Source organism: Escherichia marmotae, from assembly GCF_002900365.1.
Taxonomy (GTDB): domain Bacteria; phylum Pseudomonadota; class Gammaproteobacteria; order Enterobacterales; family Enterobacteriaceae; genus Escherichia; species Escherichia marmotae.
Genome location: NZ_CP025979.1, coordinates 52,339 through 71,181, shown reverse-complemented (window position 1 = coordinate 71,181; position 18,843 = coordinate 52,339). Strand labels below are relative to the sequence as shown.

Annotated in this window: 20 protein-coding genes; 7 read left to right on the top strand and 13 right to left on the bottom strand. The window is 49.4% G+C overall.

Annotated elements, in window-relative coordinates; translation table 11 throughout:
• The first annotated feature begins 67 nt into the window (after positions 1 to 67).
• The 3 genes from ackA (at position 68) to yfcC (ending at position 5,186) form a co-directional block, all read left to right on the top strand.
• Positions 68 to 1,270, top strand: coding sequence for an acetate kinase (gene ackA / locus C1192_RS00415; RefSeq protein ID WP_000095712.1), 1,203 nt, complete (start codon positions 68 to 70; stop codon positions 1,268 to 1,270).
• Positions 1,271 to 1,344: 74 nt separating this feature from the next.
• Positions 1,345 to 3,489 carry a phosphate acetyltransferase gene (pta, locus tag C1192_RS00410; RefSeq protein ID WP_038354606.1) on the top strand — a complete coding sequence of 715 codons (2,145 nt, stop codon included), beginning with the start codon at positions 1,345 to 1,347 and terminating at the stop codon, positions 3,487 to 3,489.
• Between the two features lie 176 nt (positions 3,490 to 3,665).
• Complete coding sequence (gene yfcC / locus C1192_RS00405) at positions 3,666 to 5,186, top strand: putative basic amino acid antiporter YfcC (protein WP_038354605.1); 1,521 nt, start codon at positions 3,666 to 3,668, stop codon at positions 5,184 to 5,186.
• Between the two features lie 40 nt (positions 5,187 to 5,226).
• Here the strand turns inward: yfcC and C1192_RS00400 are convergent, their stop codons facing one another.
• The 5 genes from C1192_RS00400 to C1192_RS00380 all read right to left on the bottom strand — a co-directional run bounded on the left by C1192_RS00400 (position 5,227) and on the right by C1192_RS00380 (position 9,206).
• Entirely contained in the window at positions 5,227 to 6,180 is a 954-nt protein-coding gene (locus tag C1192_RS00400) for a transketolase family protein (RefSeq protein ID WP_000593041.1), read from the bottom strand.
• Positions 6,173 to 7,003, bottom strand: coding sequence for a transketolase (locus C1192_RS00395; protein WP_038354604.1), 831 nt, complete (start codon positions 7,001 to 7,003; stop codon positions 6,173 to 6,175). Before C1192_RS00395 ends, C1192_RS00400 begins: the two co-directional genes overlap by 8 nt.
• Positions 7,000 to 8,388, bottom strand: a complete 1,389-nt coding sequence (locus C1192_RS00390; RefSeq protein WP_001516785.1) for a PTS ascorbate transporter subunit IIC — start codon at positions 8,386 to 8,388, stop codon at positions 7,000 to 7,002. Before C1192_RS00390 ends, C1192_RS00395 begins: the two co-directional genes overlap by 4 nt.
• A 22-nt stretch (positions 8,389 to 8,410) precedes the next feature.
• Entirely contained in the window at positions 8,411 to 8,683 is a 273-nt protein-coding gene (locus C1192_RS00385; RefSeq protein ID WP_000699821.1) for a PTS sugar transporter subunit IIB, read from the bottom strand.
• A 79-nt stretch (positions 8,684 to 8,762) separates the two neighbouring features.
• Entirely contained in the window at positions 8,763 to 9,206 is a 444-nt protein-coding gene (locus C1192_RS00380) for a PTS sugar transporter subunit IIA (RefSeq protein WP_000935564.1), read from the bottom strand.
• A gap of 251 nt (positions 9,207 to 9,457) precedes the next feature.
• On the opposite strand from C1192_RS00380, the gene C1192_RS00375 reads away from it, so the two are divergent.
• Positions 9,458 to 10,477, top strand: a complete 1,020-nt coding sequence (locus C1192_RS00375) for a LacI family DNA-binding transcriptional regulator (RefSeq protein WP_001516786.1) — start codon at positions 9,458 to 9,460, stop codon at positions 10,475 to 10,477.
• 6 nt (positions 10,478 to 10,483) lie between these two features.
• On the opposite strand, the gene yfcD is transcribed toward C1192_RS00375, so the two are convergent.
• The 3 genes from yfcD to yfcF are packed head-to-tail and all read right to left on the bottom strand — an operon-like array spanning position 10,484 to position 12,342.
• Positions 10,484 to 11,032: an NUDIX hydrolase YfcD gene (gene yfcD, locus C1192_RS00370; RefSeq protein ID WP_000437936.1), complete on the bottom strand. Its 549-nt coding sequence runs from the start codon at positions 11,030 to 11,032 to the stop codon at positions 10,484 to 10,486.
• Between the two features lie 58 nt (positions 11,033 to 11,090).
• Positions 11,091 to 11,642, bottom strand: a complete 552-nt coding sequence (yfcE, locus tag C1192_RS00365) for a phosphodiesterase (protein WP_038354603.1) — start codon at positions 11,640 to 11,642, stop codon at positions 11,091 to 11,093.
• A gap of 55 nt (positions 11,643 to 11,697) precedes the next feature.
• Positions 11,698 to 12,342 (bottom strand): glutathione transferase, encoded by a 645-nt coding sequence (yfcF, locus tag C1192_RS00360; protein ID WP_000042426.1) that lies wholly within the window; start codon positions 12,340 to 12,342, stop codon positions 11,698 to 11,700.
• Positions 12,343 to 12,476: 134 nt separating this feature from the next.
• On the opposite strand from yfcF, the gene yfcG reads away from it, so the two are divergent.
• Genes yfcG through C1192_RS00345 form a run of 3 tightly spaced genes read left to right on the top strand, consistent with a single transcriptional unit; the run spans position 12,477 to position 14,457 of the window.
• On the top strand, positions 12,477 to 13,124 hold the full coding sequence (gene yfcG, locus C1192_RS00355; RefSeq protein WP_038354602.1) for a GSH-dependent disulfide bond oxidoreductase: 648 nt from the start codon (positions 12,477 to 12,479) through the stop codon (positions 13,122 to 13,124).
• 56 nt (positions 13,125 to 13,180) lie between these two features.
• The gene (gene folX / locus C1192_RS00350) at positions 13,181 to 13,543 is read left to right on the top strand and encodes a dihydroneopterin triphosphate 2'-epimerase (protein ID WP_016249014.1); all 363 of its coding nucleotides are present in this window, start codon (positions 13,181 to 13,183) and stop codon (positions 13,541 to 13,543) included.
• 20 nt (positions 13,544 to 13,563) lie between these two features.
• Entirely contained in the window at positions 13,564 to 14,457 is an 894-nt protein-coding gene (locus tag C1192_RS00345; RefSeq protein ID WP_001028302.1) for a TIGR01777 family oxidoreductase, read from the top strand.
• A gap of 47 nt (positions 14,458 to 14,504) precedes the next feature.
• Here the strand turns inward: C1192_RS00345 and rpnB are convergent, their stop codons facing one another.
• From rpnB to hisJ, 5 genes are all read right to left on the bottom strand, one after another.
• Positions 14,505 to 15,395 carry a recombination-promoting nuclease RpnB gene (rpnB, locus tag C1192_RS00340; RefSeq protein WP_038354601.1) on the bottom strand — a complete coding sequence of 297 codons (891 nt, stop codon included), beginning with the start codon at positions 15,393 to 15,395 and terminating at the stop codon, positions 14,505 to 14,507.
• A gap of 196 nt (positions 15,396 to 15,591) precedes the next feature.
• Entirely contained in the window at positions 15,592 to 16,365 is a 774-nt protein-coding gene (gene hisP, locus C1192_RS00335) for a histidine ABC transporter ATP-binding protein HisP (protein WP_038354600.1), read from the bottom strand.
• Positions 16,366 to 16,372: 7 nt separating this feature from the next.
• Positions 16,373 to 17,089: an ABC transporter permease gene (locus C1192_RS00330; RefSeq protein ID WP_000569965.1), complete on the bottom strand. Its 717-nt coding sequence runs from the start codon at positions 17,087 to 17,089 to the stop codon at positions 16,373 to 16,375.
• Positions 17,086 to 17,772 carry a histidine ABC transporter permease HisQ gene (gene hisQ, locus C1192_RS00325; RefSeq protein ID WP_016249019.1) on the bottom strand — a complete coding sequence of 229 codons (687 nt, stop codon included), beginning with the start codon at positions 17,770 to 17,772 and terminating at the stop codon, positions 17,086 to 17,088. The genes C1192_RS00330 and hisQ overlap by 4 nt, the downstream gene beginning before the upstream one ends.
• A 90-nt stretch (positions 17,773 to 17,862) precedes the next feature.
• On the bottom strand, positions 17,863 to 18,645 hold the full coding sequence (gene hisJ, locus C1192_RS00320) for a histidine ABC transporter substrate-binding protein HisJ (protein WP_000737621.1): 783 nt from the start codon (positions 18,643 to 18,645) through the stop codon (positions 17,863 to 17,865).
• Positions 18,646 to 18,843 lie beyond the last annotated feature (198 nt).

Genomic DNA, 18,843 nt, shown 5'->3' with positions numbered 1-18,843 from the left:
TCATCATGCGCTACGCTCTATGGCTCCCTGACGTTTTTTTAGCCACGTATCAATTATAGGTACTTCCATGTCGAGTAAGTTAGTACTGGTTCTGAACTGCGGTAGTTCTTCACTGAAATTTGCAATCATCGATGCAGTAAATGGTGAAGAGTACCTTTCTGGTTTAGCCGAATGTTTTCACCTGCCCGAAGCACGCATCAAATGGAAAATGGACGGCAATAAACAAGAAGCGGCTCTAGGTGCAGGCGCCGCTCACAGCGAAGCGCTCAACTTTATCGTTAATACTATTCTGGCACAAAAACCAGAACTTTCTGCGCAACTGACTGCTATCGGTCACCGTATCGTACACGGCGGCGAGAAGTATACCAGCTCCGTAGTGATCGATGAGTCTGTTATTCAGGGTATCAAAGATGCAGCTTCTTTTGCACCGCTGCACAACCCGGCTCACCTGATTGGTATCGAAGAAGCACTGAAATCTTTCCCGCAACTGAAAGACAAAAACGTTGCTGTGTTCGACACCGCGTTCCACCAGACTATGCCGGAAGAGTCTTACCTCTACGCCCTACCGTACAACTTGTACAAAGAGCACGGCATTCGTCGTTACGGCGCACACGGCACCAGCCACTTCTATGTAACCCAGGAAGCGGCGAAAATGCTGAACAAACCGGTAGAAGAGCTGAACATCATCACCTGCCACCTGGGCAACGGTGGTTCCGTTTCTGCTATCCGCAACGGCAAATGCGTTGACACCTCTATGGGTCTGACCCCGCTGGAAGGTCTGGTAATGGGTACTCGCTCTGGCGATATCGACCCGGCTATCATCTTCCACCTGCACGACACCCTCGGCATGAGCGTTGACGCAATCAACAAAATGCTGACCAAAGAGTCTGGCCTGCTAGGTCTGACCGAAGTAACCAGCGATTGCCGCTATGTTGAAGACAACTACGCGACGAAAGAAGACGCGAAGCGCGCAATGGACGTTTACTGCCATCGCCTGGCGAAGTACATCGGTGCATACACTGCGCTGATGGATGGTCGTCTGGACGCAGTTGTATTCACCGGTGGTATCGGTGAAAATGCCGCGATGGTTCGTGAACTGTCTCTGGGCAAACTGGGCGTGCTGGGCTTTGAGGTTGATCATGAACGCAACCTGGCTGCACGTTTCGGCAAATCTGGTTTCATCAACAAAGAAGGCACCCGCCCTGCTGTTGTGATCCCGACCAACGAAGAGCTGGTTATCGCGCAAGACGCCTGCCGCCTGACAGCCTGATTCCACACCGCCAGCCCTGCTGGCGGTGCTGTTTTGTAACCCGCCAAACTGGCGGTAACGAAAGAGGATAAACCGTGTCCCGTATTATTATACTGATCCCTACCGGAACCAGCGTCGGTCTGACCAGCGTCAGTCTTGGCGTGATCCGTGCAATGGAACGCAAAGGCGTTCGTCTGAGCGTTTTTAAACCTATCGCTCAGCCGCGTACCGGTGGCGATGCGCCCGATCAGACAACGACTATCGTGCGTGCGAGTTCTTCCACCACGACAGCCGCTGAACCGCTGAAAATGAGTTACGTTGAAGGTCTGCTTTCCAGCAATAAGAAAGATGTGCTGATGGAAGAGATCGTCGCGAACTACCACGCCAACACCAAAGATGCCGAAGTGGTTCTGGTTGAAGGTCTGGTCCCGACACGTAAGCACCAGTTTGCCCAGTCTCTGAACTACGAAATCGCCAAAACGCTGAACGCGGAAATCGTCTTCGTTATGTCTCAGGGCACTGATACCCCGGAGCAGTTGAAAGAGCGTATCGAACTGACTCGCAACAGCTTCGGCGGTGCCAAAAACACCAATATCACTGGCGTTATCGTTAACAAACTGAATGCTCCGGTTGATGAGCAGGGTCGTACTCGCCCGGATCTGTCTGAGATTTTCGATGACTCTTCCAAAGCGAAAGTCAACAATGTTGATCCGGCGAAGCTGCAAGACTCCAGCCCGCTGCCGGTTCTCGGCGCTGTGCCGTGGAGCTTTGATCTGATCGCAACTCGTGCGATCGATATGGCACGCCACCTGAACGCCACCATCATCAACGAAGGCGACATCAACACTCGCCGCGTGAAATCTGTGACTTTCTGCGCACGCAGCATTCCGCACATGCTGGAGCACTTCCGTGCCGGCTCTCTGCTGGTGACTTCCGCAGACCGTCCTGACGTACTGGTTGCCGCTTGTCTGGCTGCAATGAACGGCGTAGAAATCGGTGCTCTGCTGCTGACTGGCGGCTATGAAATGGACGCGCGCATTTCTAAACTGTGCGAACGTGCTTTCGCTACCGGCCTGCCGGTATTCATGGTGAACACCAACACCTGGCAAACCTCTCTGAGCCTGCAAAGCTTCAACCTGGAAGTTCCGGTTGACGATCACGAGCGCATCGAGAAAGTTCAGGAATACGTTGCTAACTACATCAACGCTGACTGGATCGATTCCCTGACTGCAACTTCCGAACGCAGCCGTCGTCTGTCTCCGCCAGCGTTCCGTTATCAACTGACCGAACTGGCACGCAAAGCAGGCAAACGTATCGTTCTGCCGGAAGGCGACGAACCGCGTACCGTTAAAGCAGCCGCTATCTGTGCCGAACGTGGTATCGCAACGTGCGTACTGCTGGGTAACCCGGCAGAGATCAACCGCGTTGCAGCGTCTCAGGGCGTAGAACTGGGCGCAGGCATTGAAATCGTTGATCCAGAAGTGGTTCGCGAAAACTATGTTGCTCGTCTGGTCGAACTGCGTAAGAACAAAGGCATGACCGAAACTGTTGCACGCGAACAGTTGGAAGACAACGTGGTTCTCGGCACGCTGATGCTGGAACAGGATGAAGTTGATGGTCTGGTTTCCGGTGCTGTTCACACCACCGCAAACACCATCCGTCCGCCGCTGCAGTTGATCAAAACTGCACCGGGCAGCTCTCTGGTATCTTCCGTGTTCTTCATGCTGCTGCCGGAGCAGGTTTACGTTTACGGTGACTGCGCGATCAACCCGGATCCGACCGCAGAACAACTGGCTGAAATCGCAATTCAGTCTGCTGATTCCGCCGCTGCTTTCGGTATCGAACCGCGCGTGGCTATGCTCTCCTACTCCACCGGTACTTCTGGTGCAGGTAGTGACGTAGAGAAAGTTCGCGAAGCAACTCGTCTGGCTCAGGAAAAACGTCCTGACCTGATGATCGACGGTCCTCTGCAGTACGACGCTGCGGTAATGGCTGACGTTGCGAAATCTAAAGCGCCGAACTCTCCGGTTGCAGGTCGCGCTACCGTGTTCATCTTCCCGGATCTGAACACCGGTAACACCACTTACAAAGCGGTACAGCGTTCTGCCGACCTGATCTCCATCGGGCCGATGCTGCAGGGTATGCGCAAGCCGGTTAACGACCTATCCCGTGGCGCACTGGTTGACGATATCGTCTATACCATCGCACTGACCGCGATTCAGTCTGCACAGCAGCAGTAATCTCGTCATTATCCGCAGATATCTGAACCGGAAATAGTCACTATTTCCGGTTTTTTATTCTCTTAATTTGCATTACTCCTTTCTGATTATCTTGCTTAACTGCGCTGCATCAATGAATTGCGCCATCTCACTTTGCATACTTACCACTTTGTCTTGTGCAAGGGAAAATTTGCGCTATGTCCGCAATAACTGAATCCAAACCAACCAGAAGATGGGCAATGCCCGATACGTTGGTGATTATCTTTTTTGTTGCTATTTTAACCAGTCTCGCCACCTGGGTTGTTCCGGTGGGAATGTTTGACAGTCAGGAAGTGCAATATCAGGTTGATGGTCAGACGAAGACTCGCAAAGTTGTAGATCCTCACTCATTTCGCATTCTGACCAACGAGGCAGGCGAACCCGAGTATCACCGAGTACAACTGTTCACGACGGGAGATGAACGCCCCGGTTTGATGAACTTCCCGTTTGAAGGGCTAACCTCTGGCTCGAAATATGGGACAGCCGTTGGCATCATCATGTTTATGCTGGTGATTGGCGGCGCGTTTGGTATCGTGATGCGCACAGGAACCATTGATAACGGGATTCTCGCGCTTATCCGCCACACTCGAGGGAATGAAATTCTTTTCATTCCGGCACTGTTTATTCTCTTTTCGCTCGGCGGTGCGGTATTTGGCATGGGGGAAGAGGCCGTCGCCTTTGCCATCATCATTGCCCCACTAATGGTACGCCTGGGTTACGACAGTATTACCACCGTCCTGGTAACCTACATCGCAACGCAAATCGGTTTTGCCAGCTCGTGGATGAACCCGTTCTGCGTGGTTGTCGCCCAGGGGATTGCTGGCGTTCCTGTCCTTTCCGGCTCCGGGTTGCGCATTGTGGTGTGGGTTATCGCCACTCTGATTGGCCTCATCTTTACCATGGTGTACGCCTCACGGGTGAAAAAGAATCCTTTGTTGTCACGCGTGCATGATTCCGATCGCTTCTTCCGCGAAAAACAAGCTGATGTTGAACAGCGGCCGTTCACTTTCGGTGACTGGCTGGTATTGATTGTCCTGACCGCCGTCATGATCTGGGTGATTTGGGGCGTGATCGTTAACGCCTGGTTTATTCCAGAGATTGCCAGCCAGTTCTTCACTATGGGTCTGGTGATTGGCATCATCGGCGTTGCCTTCCGCCTTAACGGTATGACCGTTAACACCATGGCCTCGTCATTTACCGAAGGGGCGAGAATGATGATTGCTACTGCACTGCTGGTCGGTTTTGCCAAAGGGATTTTACTGCTGGTTGGCAATGGCGAAGCGGGTGATGCCAGCGTGCTGAATACTATTCTCAATAGCATTGCCAATGCCATTAGCGGCCTGGATAACGCGGTCGCGGCCTGGTTTATGCTGCTCTTCCAGGCGGTATTCAATTTCTTTGTGACATCCGGTTCTGGTCAGGCAGCGTTAACCATGCCGTTACTGGCACCGCTTGGCGATCTGGTCGGCGTTAACCGTCAGGTTACCGTGCTGGCGTTCCAGTTTGGCGATGGCTTCAGCCATATCATTTACCCGACCTCGGCTTCGTTAATGGCGACGCTCGGTGTTTGCCGGGTAGATTTCCGTAACTGGCTGAAAGTGGGTGCAACACTGCTTGGACTGCTGTTTATTATGTCCAGCGTCGTGGTGATAGGCGCTCAGTTAATGGGTTACCATTAAGTCAATAATCCCCTTGCCAGTCTCTGGCAAGGGGAACTGATTACAATAGCTCTCTGGCTGCCGCCACAATATCATGCGCGGTTAACCCGTACTCTCTCTGTAAAAAGTCCTGAGTTCCAACCTGACCATAACGCTCCTTCACGCCCACGCGACGCATTGGTATTGGGCAACTTTCGACTAATACCTCGGCAACGGCTGACCCTAGCCCATTGTGAATACTATGGTTTTCACAGGTCACAATACGCCCCGTTTTCTCGGCATAATTTTTAATCAACATTCGGTCAACAGGTTTAAGAGTAAACATATCAATTACTGCCGCACTTACACCGCTCTGTTCCAGTTGACGTGCGGCCTCCAGGGCTTCAGCCACCATAATGCCATTAGCAATCAGCGTGATGTCAGTACCTTCACGCAGTACATTGCCTTTACCAATAGAGAAGGTTGTCCCAGGAGAATAAATACTTGTCGCTTGCTTACGGATCGTACGAACCCAGTAAAACCCATCAAGCTCTACAAGCTGGCGTAAAATATCACTAAACATCACCGCATCGGTCATCTCCATCACCACCGAATGCGCCAGCCCACGCACAATTCCCATATCTTCAAATGACATATGTGTCCCGCCATTGTGGCAAGCGGTAACACCCGCATCAGAAGCAATCACTTTGACATTAGCACGCTGGTAATCAAGCGACATAAAGAGCTGATCAAAACAGCGACGACTGGCAAATGCGGTAAAGGTATGCACGAATGGCTTGCGCCCGGTTAAGGCCAGCCCTGCAGCGGTGCCGATAACATTAGCTTCCATAATGCCGCAATTAATGACGTACTGTGGATAATCCCGCGCCACGCTGTCCATTGCCATGGAACTCATTAAATCAGCCTCAAGGGCAATGACAGAATTACCGTTTTCAATCTGTTGCGCAATAAAGCCTGCATAAATTTTGCGCATCTCGATGCTGTCTTTTTGTCCTGCCGGTGCGAGCTTAATCATGCATGGCCTCCAGTTGGCGAATTGTTTCGTTTAGCGTCTCCTTCATTTCTTCCGTGAGGCGTAAATGATGAGAATTACTGAGTTGCTCAAGACACGCTACCCCCTGCCCTTTGATACTATCGAGAATGACTACTCTCGGTCTGGCCTCGGCTGGTAGAACAGGTTTAACTACATTCAACAACCCCTCAATATCATCGCCCTTCACTGTCACGACATCAAAACCGAAAGCGCGAAATTTTCCTTCTAAATCAAATGGATTAATAATTTCATCCAGTTCGCCATCAAGCTGCTGTTTGTTCCAGTCCACAAACACAGTGAGATTATTCAAACGATGATGAGCAATAAACTGGAAGGCTTCCCAACATTGGCCTTCGTTAAGTTCACCATCGCCAACAATACAAAAAACCCGATTCTTGCGCCCCGCCAGTTTATGCGACAGCGCCATCCCTCCTGCAATGGATATCCCCTGCCCCAGCGATCCTGTAGTGGCATCAACACCACGCGTTTTTAGCCGATCCGGATGACTTGGTAAGCGAGTTCCGTTCTGATTTAAGGTGCTTAATTCTTCCAGTGGAAAATAACCTTTCAGCGCCAGAGTACTGTAGAGCGCAGGTCCGGCATGCCCTTTTGACAATACAAAATAGTCACGATCAGGCCAGTCGGGATCAGCAGGATCAATTTTCATCACCGCGCCATAAAGAACTGCCAGCGTTTCCACAACAGACATGCTGCCACCATAATGACCAAAGCCAAGATGAGTTAATGATTTAAGCGTCTGGATACGAATATCCCGTGCAAGTTGTGTCACTTCTTTAACATTCATGATTTGGCTCCGCTCTTCTCCTGCACTTTGGCAGCGAGTTTGTTATTGGCGAAAATGTTCCAGGCAACCAGCAGCACAAATAGCGCTACTACAAGTCCGGTTATGGCAAAAGGCGAGAGATAACGTGCCAGGTTTCCGAGAACGATGCCGACAGCACCAAAATCCGCATCGGAAAAGGTCGTATTTGCAAAGCCTATCGCCCCCAGAACTGGCAATAACAGCACTGGCAGGAAGGTAATCAATAAACCATTCGCAAAAGCACCAATCATCGCGCCGCGACGCCCACCCGTAGCATTACCAAATACACCCGCAGTTGCTCCGGTGAAGAAGTGAGGAACGACACCAGGAAGAATCAGCACCAGTTTCATCTGTCCCAACAAAAATAGCCCCACCAAACCACCAAGAAAGCTAAATAAGAAGCCAACTAACACTGCATTTGGCGCATACGGATACACAACCGGACAATCGAGGGCGGGACGCGCATTCGGCACCAGCTTTTCTGAAAATCCGGTAAATGCCGGAACAATTTCAGCAAGGATTAAACGCACACCTTGCAGAATGATAAATACGCCTGCGGCGAAGGTGATGGCCATAATAATGGCGTAGACAAGGTAGTTTTGACCGCCACTAAACTGGCTTTCAACGTACTCGCGCCCCGCACTGATCGCCATGATCAGATAAATCACCATCATCGTAAGGGAAATAGAGATGGAGCTATCGCGCAGGAAGCTCAGATTTTTGGGCAAATTCATCTCTTCGGTGGAACGCGAACCTTTACCGCACATGCTGCCAATCCAGCCAGAGAGTACATACCCCAAAGTACCAAAGTGACCAAAAGCGATTTCATCATTCCCGGTAATACGCCTCATGTAACGTTGTGCTAACGCAGGGAAAAACGCCATCACTAATCCCAGAATAAGAGAACCGGTAAATACCAGTGATATACCTTCAAAACCAGCCACTGTCAGAATCACACCAATCATGCAGGCCATATAAAATGTGTGGTGTCCGGTCAGAAAAATATATTTCAGGCGGGTAAAGCGGGCAACAATAATATTCGCTACCATACCAAATGCCATAATAAGCGCCGTCGACGCGCCATATTTTTCCAACGCAATAGAAACAATAGCCTCATTATTCGGAATGATACCCTGAATATTAAAGGCATGTTCAAACATACTACCCAGCGGATTTAAAGAACCAACCAGAACAGTGGCACCACCGCCCAGAACAATAAATCCGAGAATGGTTTTAATTGTGCCTTTAACAACATCTGAAAATGCTTTTTTCTGAGCAACCAGACCGATTAAGGCAATCAAGCCGACCAGTACCGAGGGTACTTTGAGTATATCAACAACAAAATTCAGCGTTTCAAGGATAAACATATCCACCTCGCTTTAATTAAGGTTATTGTTTTGCGAACCAGTTACGCAGTTGCGTTTCAAGTTCATTAATATCAATGATGTTGTTGATAACCACCAACTGACTTTCCGGTACGCTGGCACTGGCGGCAATATCTTTAGCCATCACAAATAAATCGGCAGCCCCTGGCGTTGCTGATGAGAGATCGGAATGTTCCACTTCCGCTTCTATCTCCATTTTTTTCAGAACTTTTTTAATATTCATTTCGACCATAAAACTACTACCAAGCCCTGAGCCACAAATAGCCATAATTTTCATTATATTCACCATGTTAAGTTGTAGAAGTTCTCATCACGCAACGGCGTAATGTTGTGACAAGACTGAATTTTGAATGTGATTAGAATCGTGAAATTATCGTTTTTATTTCCTCCAGGTTGCGAGCCTGATGCAATTCCTGTAAATCCTTCTCACTGGAGAATAACTCAGCCAGTGCAGATATCATTTCGATATGGCTGTGTTTATCTGGTGCGGCAAGTAAAATGATGACATCTACAGGATCAAATTCCTCTGCATTAAAACTGACACCTTCTTCGAGTTTTAATAATGATAACCCCAATCCTTTTGCACCTTCTTCTGGTCGGGCATGGGGCATTGCCAGCCCAGGCGCCAGGACATAATAAGGCCCCAGTTTTTCATGTTGTGTTTTTATCGCACTGAGATAATCCGTCGTAATTATCTCCGCCTCCAGTAACGGTCTGGCACAAATATCTAATGCTTGCTGCCAGGTTGTGACATTCTTTCGTAATGCGATTGTTGAATCAGAAAGCCAGGTATTAAGCACTTGTCCTCCTCATTTTCCGTGTCAATGAGCAGACTTTAAGCAAGCAACGGCGGCATATCTGAGATCAATCTCACAAAGATAGCGCTATCAGTATGTATCATTCATATTTGTGATAGCGCTATCAAAACGGATTTCACTGATGAAATCCAAACTTCTACCAGAAATTAAGGGGTATACTCTGCTACCAACAGGAAGCCGTTGATGATAAGTAAAAAAAGATCTCCATATGTAGTCGCTGAGCAGGATTTTGTATGGCAATAACCCGAAAACGTCGTAGTACTGGTAAAGTCACTATCGCCGATGTCGCGCAACTCGCAGGAGTTGGCACAATGACTGTATCCAGAGCGTTACGCACTCCCGAACAAGTTTCCGATAAACTGCGGGAGAAGATTGAAGCCGCAGTTAATGAATTAGGGTACATGCCCAACCTCACTGCAAGCGCGCTGGCATCGGCATCTTCGCACACGATTGCAATGGTCGTACCAAACCTGGCTGAAGCAGGATGCACGGAAATGTTTGCCGGGCTGCAACATGTACTACAACCAGCGGGATATCAGATAATCCTGGCTGAGTCACGCCATCGTCTGGAGCAAGAAGAAAAACTGCTGGAAACTCTGCTGGCTTCTAATATCGCCGCAGCGATTTTGCTCAGTGTTGAGCATAATAATACCGTGCGTAACTGGCTCAAAAATGCCTCGATTCCCGTTATGGAAATCGGTGCCATTCGTACCGATCCGATTGATATGAACATTGGCATTGATAATGTCGCAGCAATGTTCGAACTGACGGATATGCTGGTACAACGTGGTTATCAGAATATCGGTTTGCTATGCGCCAACCAGGAACAGTGGATCTTTCAGCAGCATTTACAGGGATGGTATAAAGCTATGTTACGCCATCATATGTCTCCCAACCGTGTTATTAACGCTGCTCTGCCACCGGTTTTTTCCACCGGAGCATCACAATTACCGGAATTTTTACTCGCATGGCCGGAACTGGATGCCCTGGTATGTGTGTCAGATGAGTTGGCCTGCGGTGTTCTGTATGAATGTCAACGAAGACGCATCAAAGTACCAGACGATCTCGCCGTAGTGGGATTTGGTGACAGTGACGTTAGTAAAGTTTGCCAACCACCATTAACAACAATGGCCGTTCCTCACAGGAAAATTGGTCTGGAGGCAGGAAAGGCTTTGCTGGAACGAATTAGAGAAGGTAACTGGAGCGATCAGGTACTCATCGCTCCCAGTTTGTGTTTACGTGAAAGCTGCTGAAACTTATTAAGCCTCTTCTGGATCTTCTTTCGTTTCTACTTCATTCCTGGCATTGCGCTTCATCCACAATGCCAGGGCTTTCAGCGAGTCTGGTGTGAACTCATCGCAACGTGCGGTAATTTCTTCCGGCGTCAGCCAGCAAACCTCACTGACTTCATCTTCCTGGAGAGCGAAAGGGCCGTGGGAGACACAACTGAATAACGCGCCCCAGACACGGCAATTTTTATCTTCGAAATAGAACTGCCCGTGCTCGGCAAAGGGGACTCCGGCAATGCCCAACTCTTCTTCCGCCTCGCGACGTGCGGATTCCAGCAGTTGTTCATCGGCCTGGACCACGCCACCTGCGGTCGCATCTAACATGCCGGGTAAAAAGTCTTTTGTCTCGGTACGACGCTGCACAAGAATTTTGCCCATACCATCATGTACAACGATGTAAGTTGCACGATGGCGCAGACACTGTGCCCGCATTTGTTCCCGGCTGGCTTGTGCAATGACTTCGTTCTCTTCATTGACAATATCCACCCATTCAGTACTTGCCAAACGACGCTGTTCCATTATCAGGAAACCTTCTTTTTCTGGCGCTCTTACGGCGCATTTTGAGTTGTGGGGTAAATTACGGATTAATCGCGACCTGCGCAATGATACTTTGATCATTGAGTGCGATTACGCTTAGTACGTCATCATCCAGCGTGCCATAACTCGCCGGATAGCCGCCTTTCGGAATGCTTACCGAACCGGGGTTAAAGTGGAAAATATCCCCCCGCTTTTCCGCTACTGGTAGATGGGTATGACCATACACCAGCACGTCGTTCTGGTTTAAAGCAGGCAGATTATCCGGGCCAAACAGATGGCCATGCGTCAAAAACAGACGTTGTTTTTCCAGTAACACCTGTTGCCACGGCGCGGTTACCGGGAAATGCAGTAGCATTTGGTCCACTTCGCTGTCGCAGTTGCCGCGCACGGCGATAATGTTATGCGCCATCTCATTCAGCCGTTCGGCTACTTTGGCTGGCGCATACCCTTCAGGCAGGGCGTTTCGCGGACCATGATTCAGCACGTCTCCGAGAATCACCAACCACTGGGCACCGCTTTGGGCAAATAAATCCAGAACACGTTCCGTCGCCGGTAACGACCCATGAATGTCCGATGCAAACATCAGTTTCATCACTCACTCCTCGTCGAAAAAACGTAAGCTATGATACTGGATTCTGTCGTTGCTATCAGCCAGATTGCTTTGCTGAAAGTGCAATAAAACGCTGAACTGAAGCCCGCTGCCACTGGAATGCCGCATAATCCACCAGACGTTCCGACACCTCATCACCATGTAGTACCAGACGATTAATCATTAACGCTAAATCAGTATCCGCAATACACCATTCGCCAAACAGATTCGGCTGACCATGCGCCAGTAAATGTTCTGCCATCGCGAACAGTTTCTCCGCGCTGGCTTTTCCCATTGCCGATAGTGGCGCTTTCTTCGCACCAGCAAAAACGACATCCGTAGAACGTTCTTCGCGGATGGGCATCAGATCGCTGCGTAGCCAGGCCTGAATCTGCCGTGCCCGCGCCCGGTGTTGTAAATCAAGCGGATAAATACGCTCCCAAGTCGGCGGCGCAAAACAGTCTTCCAGATATTCTGCAATGGCAGAGGATTCACTCAACTCAAAATCATCAATTTGTAACAACGGCACGCGCCGTGTCTGCCCATAACCTTGCCACGTCGGCTGCAAATGTTCACCGCTGTCGAGGTCGATGGTCTTCATATGAAAAGGCAGACCTTTTTCCTGCAACGCCACCCAGGCGGATAACACATAAGGGGAGAAAAAATGGGCATCTGACCAAAGCGTGATAGCGGGTTTACTCATTATGTCCTCAGCGATAAATGGGCTTGCTATCAAACTATAGAGCCTTTTTGTCACCGTTACGTGATGAAAACTCACACAAGTCACCACGGTTTCTATACTTGAGATGTTCAGATTATTAGATAACCGGAGCTGCGATGATCGATCTCTATTTCGCCCCCACACCGAATGGTCACAAAATCACGTTGTTTCTCGAAGAGGCAAGGCTGGATTATCGCTTAATCAAAGTTGACCTCGGTAAAGGCAGTCAGTTTCGCCCGGAGTTTTTGCACATTTCACCGAACAATAAAATTCCGGCAATTGTCGATCACTCCCCAATTGACGGCGGCAAACCATTAAGCATGTTTGAGTCGGGGGCTATTTTGTTGTATCTGGCAGAGAAAACAGGGCTCTTTTTGAGCCATGAACCGCGTGAACGCGCCGCCACATTACAGTGGTTATTCTGGCAGGTTGGCGGCCTGGGGCCGATGCTCGGGCAAAATCATCATTTTAACCACGCTGCACCACAAAGCATTCCTTACGCAATTGAACGTTATCAGGTTGAAACCCAACGTCTCTATCACGTACTGAATAAGCGGTTGGAAAACTCCCCCTGGTTGGGCGGAGAAAACTACAGCATTGCAGATATTGCCTGCTGGCCGTGGGTCAATGCCTGGGCTCGCCAGCGCATTGACCTCGCGATGTATCCGGCAGTAAAAAACTGGTATGAGCGAATCCGTTCGCGTCCTGCTACCGGGCAGGCGCTGCTAAAAGCGCAAGTAAATGATGAGATTTCGAATAGTTAACAGAACCGGGTTCTCGTGTATTATTTAATCCTAAATAAAACAACGGAGAACCTGCAATGGCACAACCTGCCGCTATTATTCGTATAAAGAACCTTCGTTTACGTACGTTTATCGGAATTAAAGACGAAGAGATTAACAACCGTCAGGATATTGTTATCAACGTTACGATCCACTACCCCGCCGATAAAGCGCGCACCAGCGAAGATATTAACGACGCGCTGAATTATCGCACCATTACTAAAAACATCATCCAGCATGTAGAGAATAACCGTTTCTCTTTGCTGGAAAAATTAACTCAGGATGTGCTCGATATCGCACGTGAACATCACTGGGTGACGTATGCTGAAGTGGAGATCGATAAACTTCACGCGCTGCGCTACGCCGATTCGGTATCAATGACCTTGAGCTGGCAGCGTTAACCGCCATATCGGGAGGCTGCATGAATATAGTGATCACCGGAGGGACGGGATTAATTGGTCGTCATTTAATCCCTCGTTTGCTGGATTTGGGGCATCTGGTCACGGTGGTGACGCGTACTCCGCAGAAAGCCAGCTCCGTCCTCGGCCCTCAGGTGACACTATGGCAAGGGCTTGCCGATCAACGCAATCTCAACGGCGTGGATGTGGTGGTCAACCTGGCTGGTGAACCCATTGCTGATAAACGCTGGACTCACGAGCAAAAAGATCTCCTCTGTCAAAGTCGCTGGAATATCACGCAAAAACTGGTGGATTTGATTAACGCCAGTGACTCGCCGCCGTCAGTGCTTATTTCAGGCTCGGCGGCGGGATATTATGGCGATTTAGGTGAAGTGGTGGTCACCGAAGAAGAACCGCCGCATAACGAATTTACCCATAAACTCTGTGCCCGCTGGGAAGAAATAGCTTGTCGGGCACAAAGTGACAAAACACGAGTATGCCTGCTACGAACCGGTGTGGTGCTGGCACCAGATGGCGGTATCCTCAGCAAAATGCTGCCACCGTTTCGCCTTGGTCTGGGAGGTCCGATTGGCTCCGGTCGGCAGTATCTGCCTTGGATTCATATTGATGATATGGTTAACGGTATTCTCTGGCTGCTGGATAACGATCTGCGGGGACCATTTAATATGGTTTCGCCATATCCGGTACACAATGAACAATTTGCCCACGCGCTAGGCCATGCACTGCATCGCCCGGCGATTATGCGCGTCCCTGCCGCAGCCATTCGCTTGCTGATGGGGGAATCATCGGTTCTGGTATTGGGCGGACAACGTGCGCTGCCAAAAAGGCTGGAAGAAGCGGGGTTCGCTTTTCGCTGGTACGATTTAGACGAAGCGCTGGCGGATGTTGTTCGCTGATACGCTTTGCCGCGAACATCCGCCAGGTAGCCTCGGGGTTTACTGGATCAGTGACTTTGCGCCAGAAGCTCATCTGGCGAAAGTCGGGTTACCATCAGAACTAACTCTCTGTCTAAACCTCTCTCCAGCATCTCCTGAGCAATACGCAGAGCTTCTTCATGTTTGCCCTGCATTGCGCCCTCTTCACGTAATCTGTCAGCAATAGTCATCAGTTTCTCCTTTTCTTGTGGTGCTCGTTCCGCTATCTCACCAATAAATGCACGGAAACGCTGGGCATCCCCCGTTTGTAAAACGTAATTAAACAGTGCTTGTAGCTGCCTGTCATTAGTGTTCCCTGTAACTAAAAGAGAAACTATTTGCTCCACTAACCCCAATAAGTCGCGCTGGCGAATATGTTTCTGAATTAACTCCAGCAATGCCATTTTACGGTGTTGCATAATCTCGTCATCCGGCACTACAGTAATATCTACCAACGGAAAAGCCGATGAGTAAATTTTGCGGGCAATCGCAGGTTCTGCAAATTCATCAAGCCAGCAGAGAGAATAAGGATAAGGACTTCTGCAACAATGATAAAACAGCATTGGGATCACCAAAGGAAGCTCTTTATAGCCCGCATCCAGATGGTTTTGCATCGCCGCGATGGAATAACGCATCATGCGAAAAGCCATTAATTCTTCCGCCTTACTTTGGTGTTCAATGACGACATAAATATACCCCATCCCCTCCTGTGTTTTCACTGACCACAAGACGTCGGAGTAATATTGTCGCAGGTTTTCATCAATAAAACTGTTTGGTTCCAGTTTTAACGTTGTTAAATCACACAGATTGCGCAGCGGTGCTGGAAGATGAATATCAATAAAATCTCGTGCTGTATCTGGATGGCGTAAAAAGGATTTAAATACCGCATCATGCGGCGTGGAAGTGGTCGATATTGTCATGGCGTTCCGTCACCCATCAAATTTAAGAGGACGAGACAATAACTACCCTTTATAACCAATGCAGTAGGCAGTTTTTATATTTGGACAACGAATTCAGAAGTATTTTAAGTGGGCTGAAATATATACATTTCAATGGAAGCTAACTCGCAAATTAGCCTTGAAAATACTCCGGCAGCATTAGCCGCCGGAGAGGCAATTATTTCAGTGATCCTTTAAGGAACTGTTGCAGACGCGGGCTTTGCGGGTTGCCAAATAACTGTTCCGGCGTCCCCTCTTCTTCTATTTTCCCCTGATGGAGAAAAATGACGTGGGTAGAGACATGGCGAGCAAAGCCCATTTCATGAGTCACCACCACCATGGTTTTCCCCTCTTCCGCCAGTTGCTGCATAATGCGCAGAACTTCGCCTACCAGCTCTGGATCGAGCGCTGAGGTAGGTTCATCAAACAGCAAAACTTCCGGTTCCATTGCCAGCGCCCGTGCAATGGAAACACGCTGTTGCTGACCACCGGAAAGATGCACCGGGTATTTCCCCTGCGCACGTTCGTCTATGCCAACTTTCGCCAGATATTTCACCGCCCGCTCGCGTGCTTCCTGCTTGCTCAGCCCCAACACCTGAAGCGGCGCTTCCATGACGTTTTCCAGCACCGTCATATGGCTCCAGAGATTGAAGTGCTGAAACACCATCGTCAGGCGCGTGCGCAGTAAACGTAGCTGATTTTTATCGGCAACTTTGAGTTGGCCGTCTTTATCGCGCACCAGATTGATGTTCTGCCCGTTAACCACGATCGCGCCTTCGCTCGGTTTTTCGAGGAAGTTAATACAGCGCAGAAAGGTACTTTTCCCCGATCCCGACGATCCGATGATACTGATCACATCCCCGGCGTTCGCTTGCAGTGAAACGCCTTTCAGCACTTCGTGTTCGCCGTAGCGTTTGTGCAAATCGATAACGTTTAATTTATTCTCGGACATCGTATTCTCAGTGCGTTGAAGAAGGTTTCACATGCTGCAACCAGCGTTTTTCCGCTTTGCGAAAGAGACTGATCAGGACATAAGAGATGATTAAATAGAGCACCGCGGCAATGCCAAAGGCAGTAAAAGGTTGATACGTGGCGGCGTTGATATCGCGGGCAATTTTCAGCAGATCCGGCACCGTGGCAGTAAACGCCAGCGCAGTAGAGTGCAGCATCAGAATCACTTCGTTGCTGTAGGCCGGTAATGCAATACGCAGTGCCGACGGCAAAATAATGCAGCGATACATTTTAAAGGTTGAGAAACCATAGGCTCTGGCAGCTTCAATTTCCCCATGCGGCACCGACCGGATCGCCCCGGCAAAAATCTCAGTGGTGTAAGCACAGGTGTTGAGCGTCAATGCCAGCACGGTACAGTTCAGGCCACTGCGGAAAAAGGCGTTAAGGAACTCGGTGCCTTTAACAATCTCCAGCGTGTACATGCCGGAATAGAACACCAGCAACTGAACATACAGCGGCGTACCGCGAAAAATATAAGTAAATAACCAGATGGGAAACTGAATGTATTTATTACTTGAGACGCGCCCAATCGCCAGAAACAGCGCCAGAATCCCCCCCATCACCACCGACAGAATCAGCAACCAGAGAGTGATCGCCACACCGGTAAAGCGATAACCGTCAGTCCACAGCAGCGGTTTCCAGTATTCATGTAAGATTTCGATCACAGGTCAGCCCTCTTCACACCCACGGAGTAGCGGCGCTCAAGGAACAGCAGCACACCATTGGAAACGGTGGTAAAAACCAGATAAATCACGCCACAGACGATGGCGAAATAGAATGGTTCCCAGGTACTTTTGCCTGCCAGTTGAGTGGCTTTCACCACATCTTCCAGTCCGAGTAACGAAACGAGAGCCGTTGATTTAAGAATGACCTGCCAGTTGTTGCCAATCCCCGGTAGGGCGTAACGCATCATCGCCGGGAACATAATCCTCCGAAACACTTGCCCACGGGTAAAGCCGAATGCTGTTGCCGCCTCAATATGCCCTTTCGGCACCGCCATAAACGCGCCGCGGAACGTTTCGGTGAAGTAAGCGCCGTAGATAAACCCCAGGGTTATAATACCGGCGACCATCGGGTCGATATCAACCTGTCCGACGCCCATCGCCTCCGTCACCGTGTTTAGCGCGATCTGCAAACCGTAGAATATCAGCAGCATTAACACTAAATCCGGCACACCGCGTATCAGCGTGGTATAGCCTTCAAAAATCAGTCCCGATAACCGATTTTGCGAAAGCTTACCGCCAGCGCCAATAAGACCGATAATTACAGCGAGCACTACAGAGCTGATAGCCAGCTCCAGCGTGACGAGCGCCCCCTGTAAAATTACACCTGAAAACCCATACAACATGCTGCCTGTCCTGTTGTGTGTGGTGAATTTACCGCCTCTTATCTCCCTCCGGTGCCTCGAAGGGAGCGGGCTTTCTTTCACCGATGGCGATTAGCCACCATAAACATCAAAATCGAAGTACTTTTTCGCTAATTTCTCGTAAGTACCGTCAGCGCGCATTTCAGCAAAGGCTTTGTTCAGTGCCTCGCGCAGTTCGTTATCTTCTTTACGCAGCCCCATGCCGGTGCCTACGCCAAACAGTTTTTCATCTTTAACAGACGGACCACCGAATTTGTAATCTTTACCGACTGGCTGTTTGAGGAAACCTTCACTGGCGGCAACTTCATCCTGGAACGCGGCATCAATACGTCCGGCAGTCAGGTCTGAGTAAATATTGTCCTGCCCCTGATAAGAGACGATTTCAATGCCTTTGGGAGCCCAGTGTTCGTTACCAAATGTCTCCTGGGTGGTGCCCTGCAATACCCCTACCCGCTTGCCTTTCAGCGATTCTACTGTCGGCTGGATGTCAGAATTTTTCGCCACCACCAGACGAGAATCGGCAGCATACAGTTTGTCGGTGAAGGCAATTTCCTGCTGACGTTTTTCCGTGATGGAAAGTGATGACATGATGGCGTCAATCTTCTTCGCTTTTAATGACGGAATTAACGCATCCAGCGGATTCTCAACAAAGGTACATTGCGTATTGATGCGTTTGCACAACTCCTTCGCCAGATCAATATCAAAGCCAACCAGTTCGCCTTGTGAATTTTTTGATTCAAATGGTGCATAGGTTGGATCGGTGCCGATACGGATATTTTGCGGAATAGCAGCAAACGCAGCGGTTGCGCTGGAGAAGGCCAGAACCAGAGAGAGCGATAGCACCAGTTTTTTCATAATGTCCTCAACTGACAGTCTTTTTATAGGGAATATTTACAGGTTTGTTACAGTTATCGTGCCATAAAATTGACCAACAAGGCAAAATATCCAGGCCAGTTAGTCGTATTATTTTTCATTAAAATTGCTTAAGTATGCATTTTAATGCACCACGATAGTGCAACAAACCTGGAATGCACCATGATGATTCCCCATCAG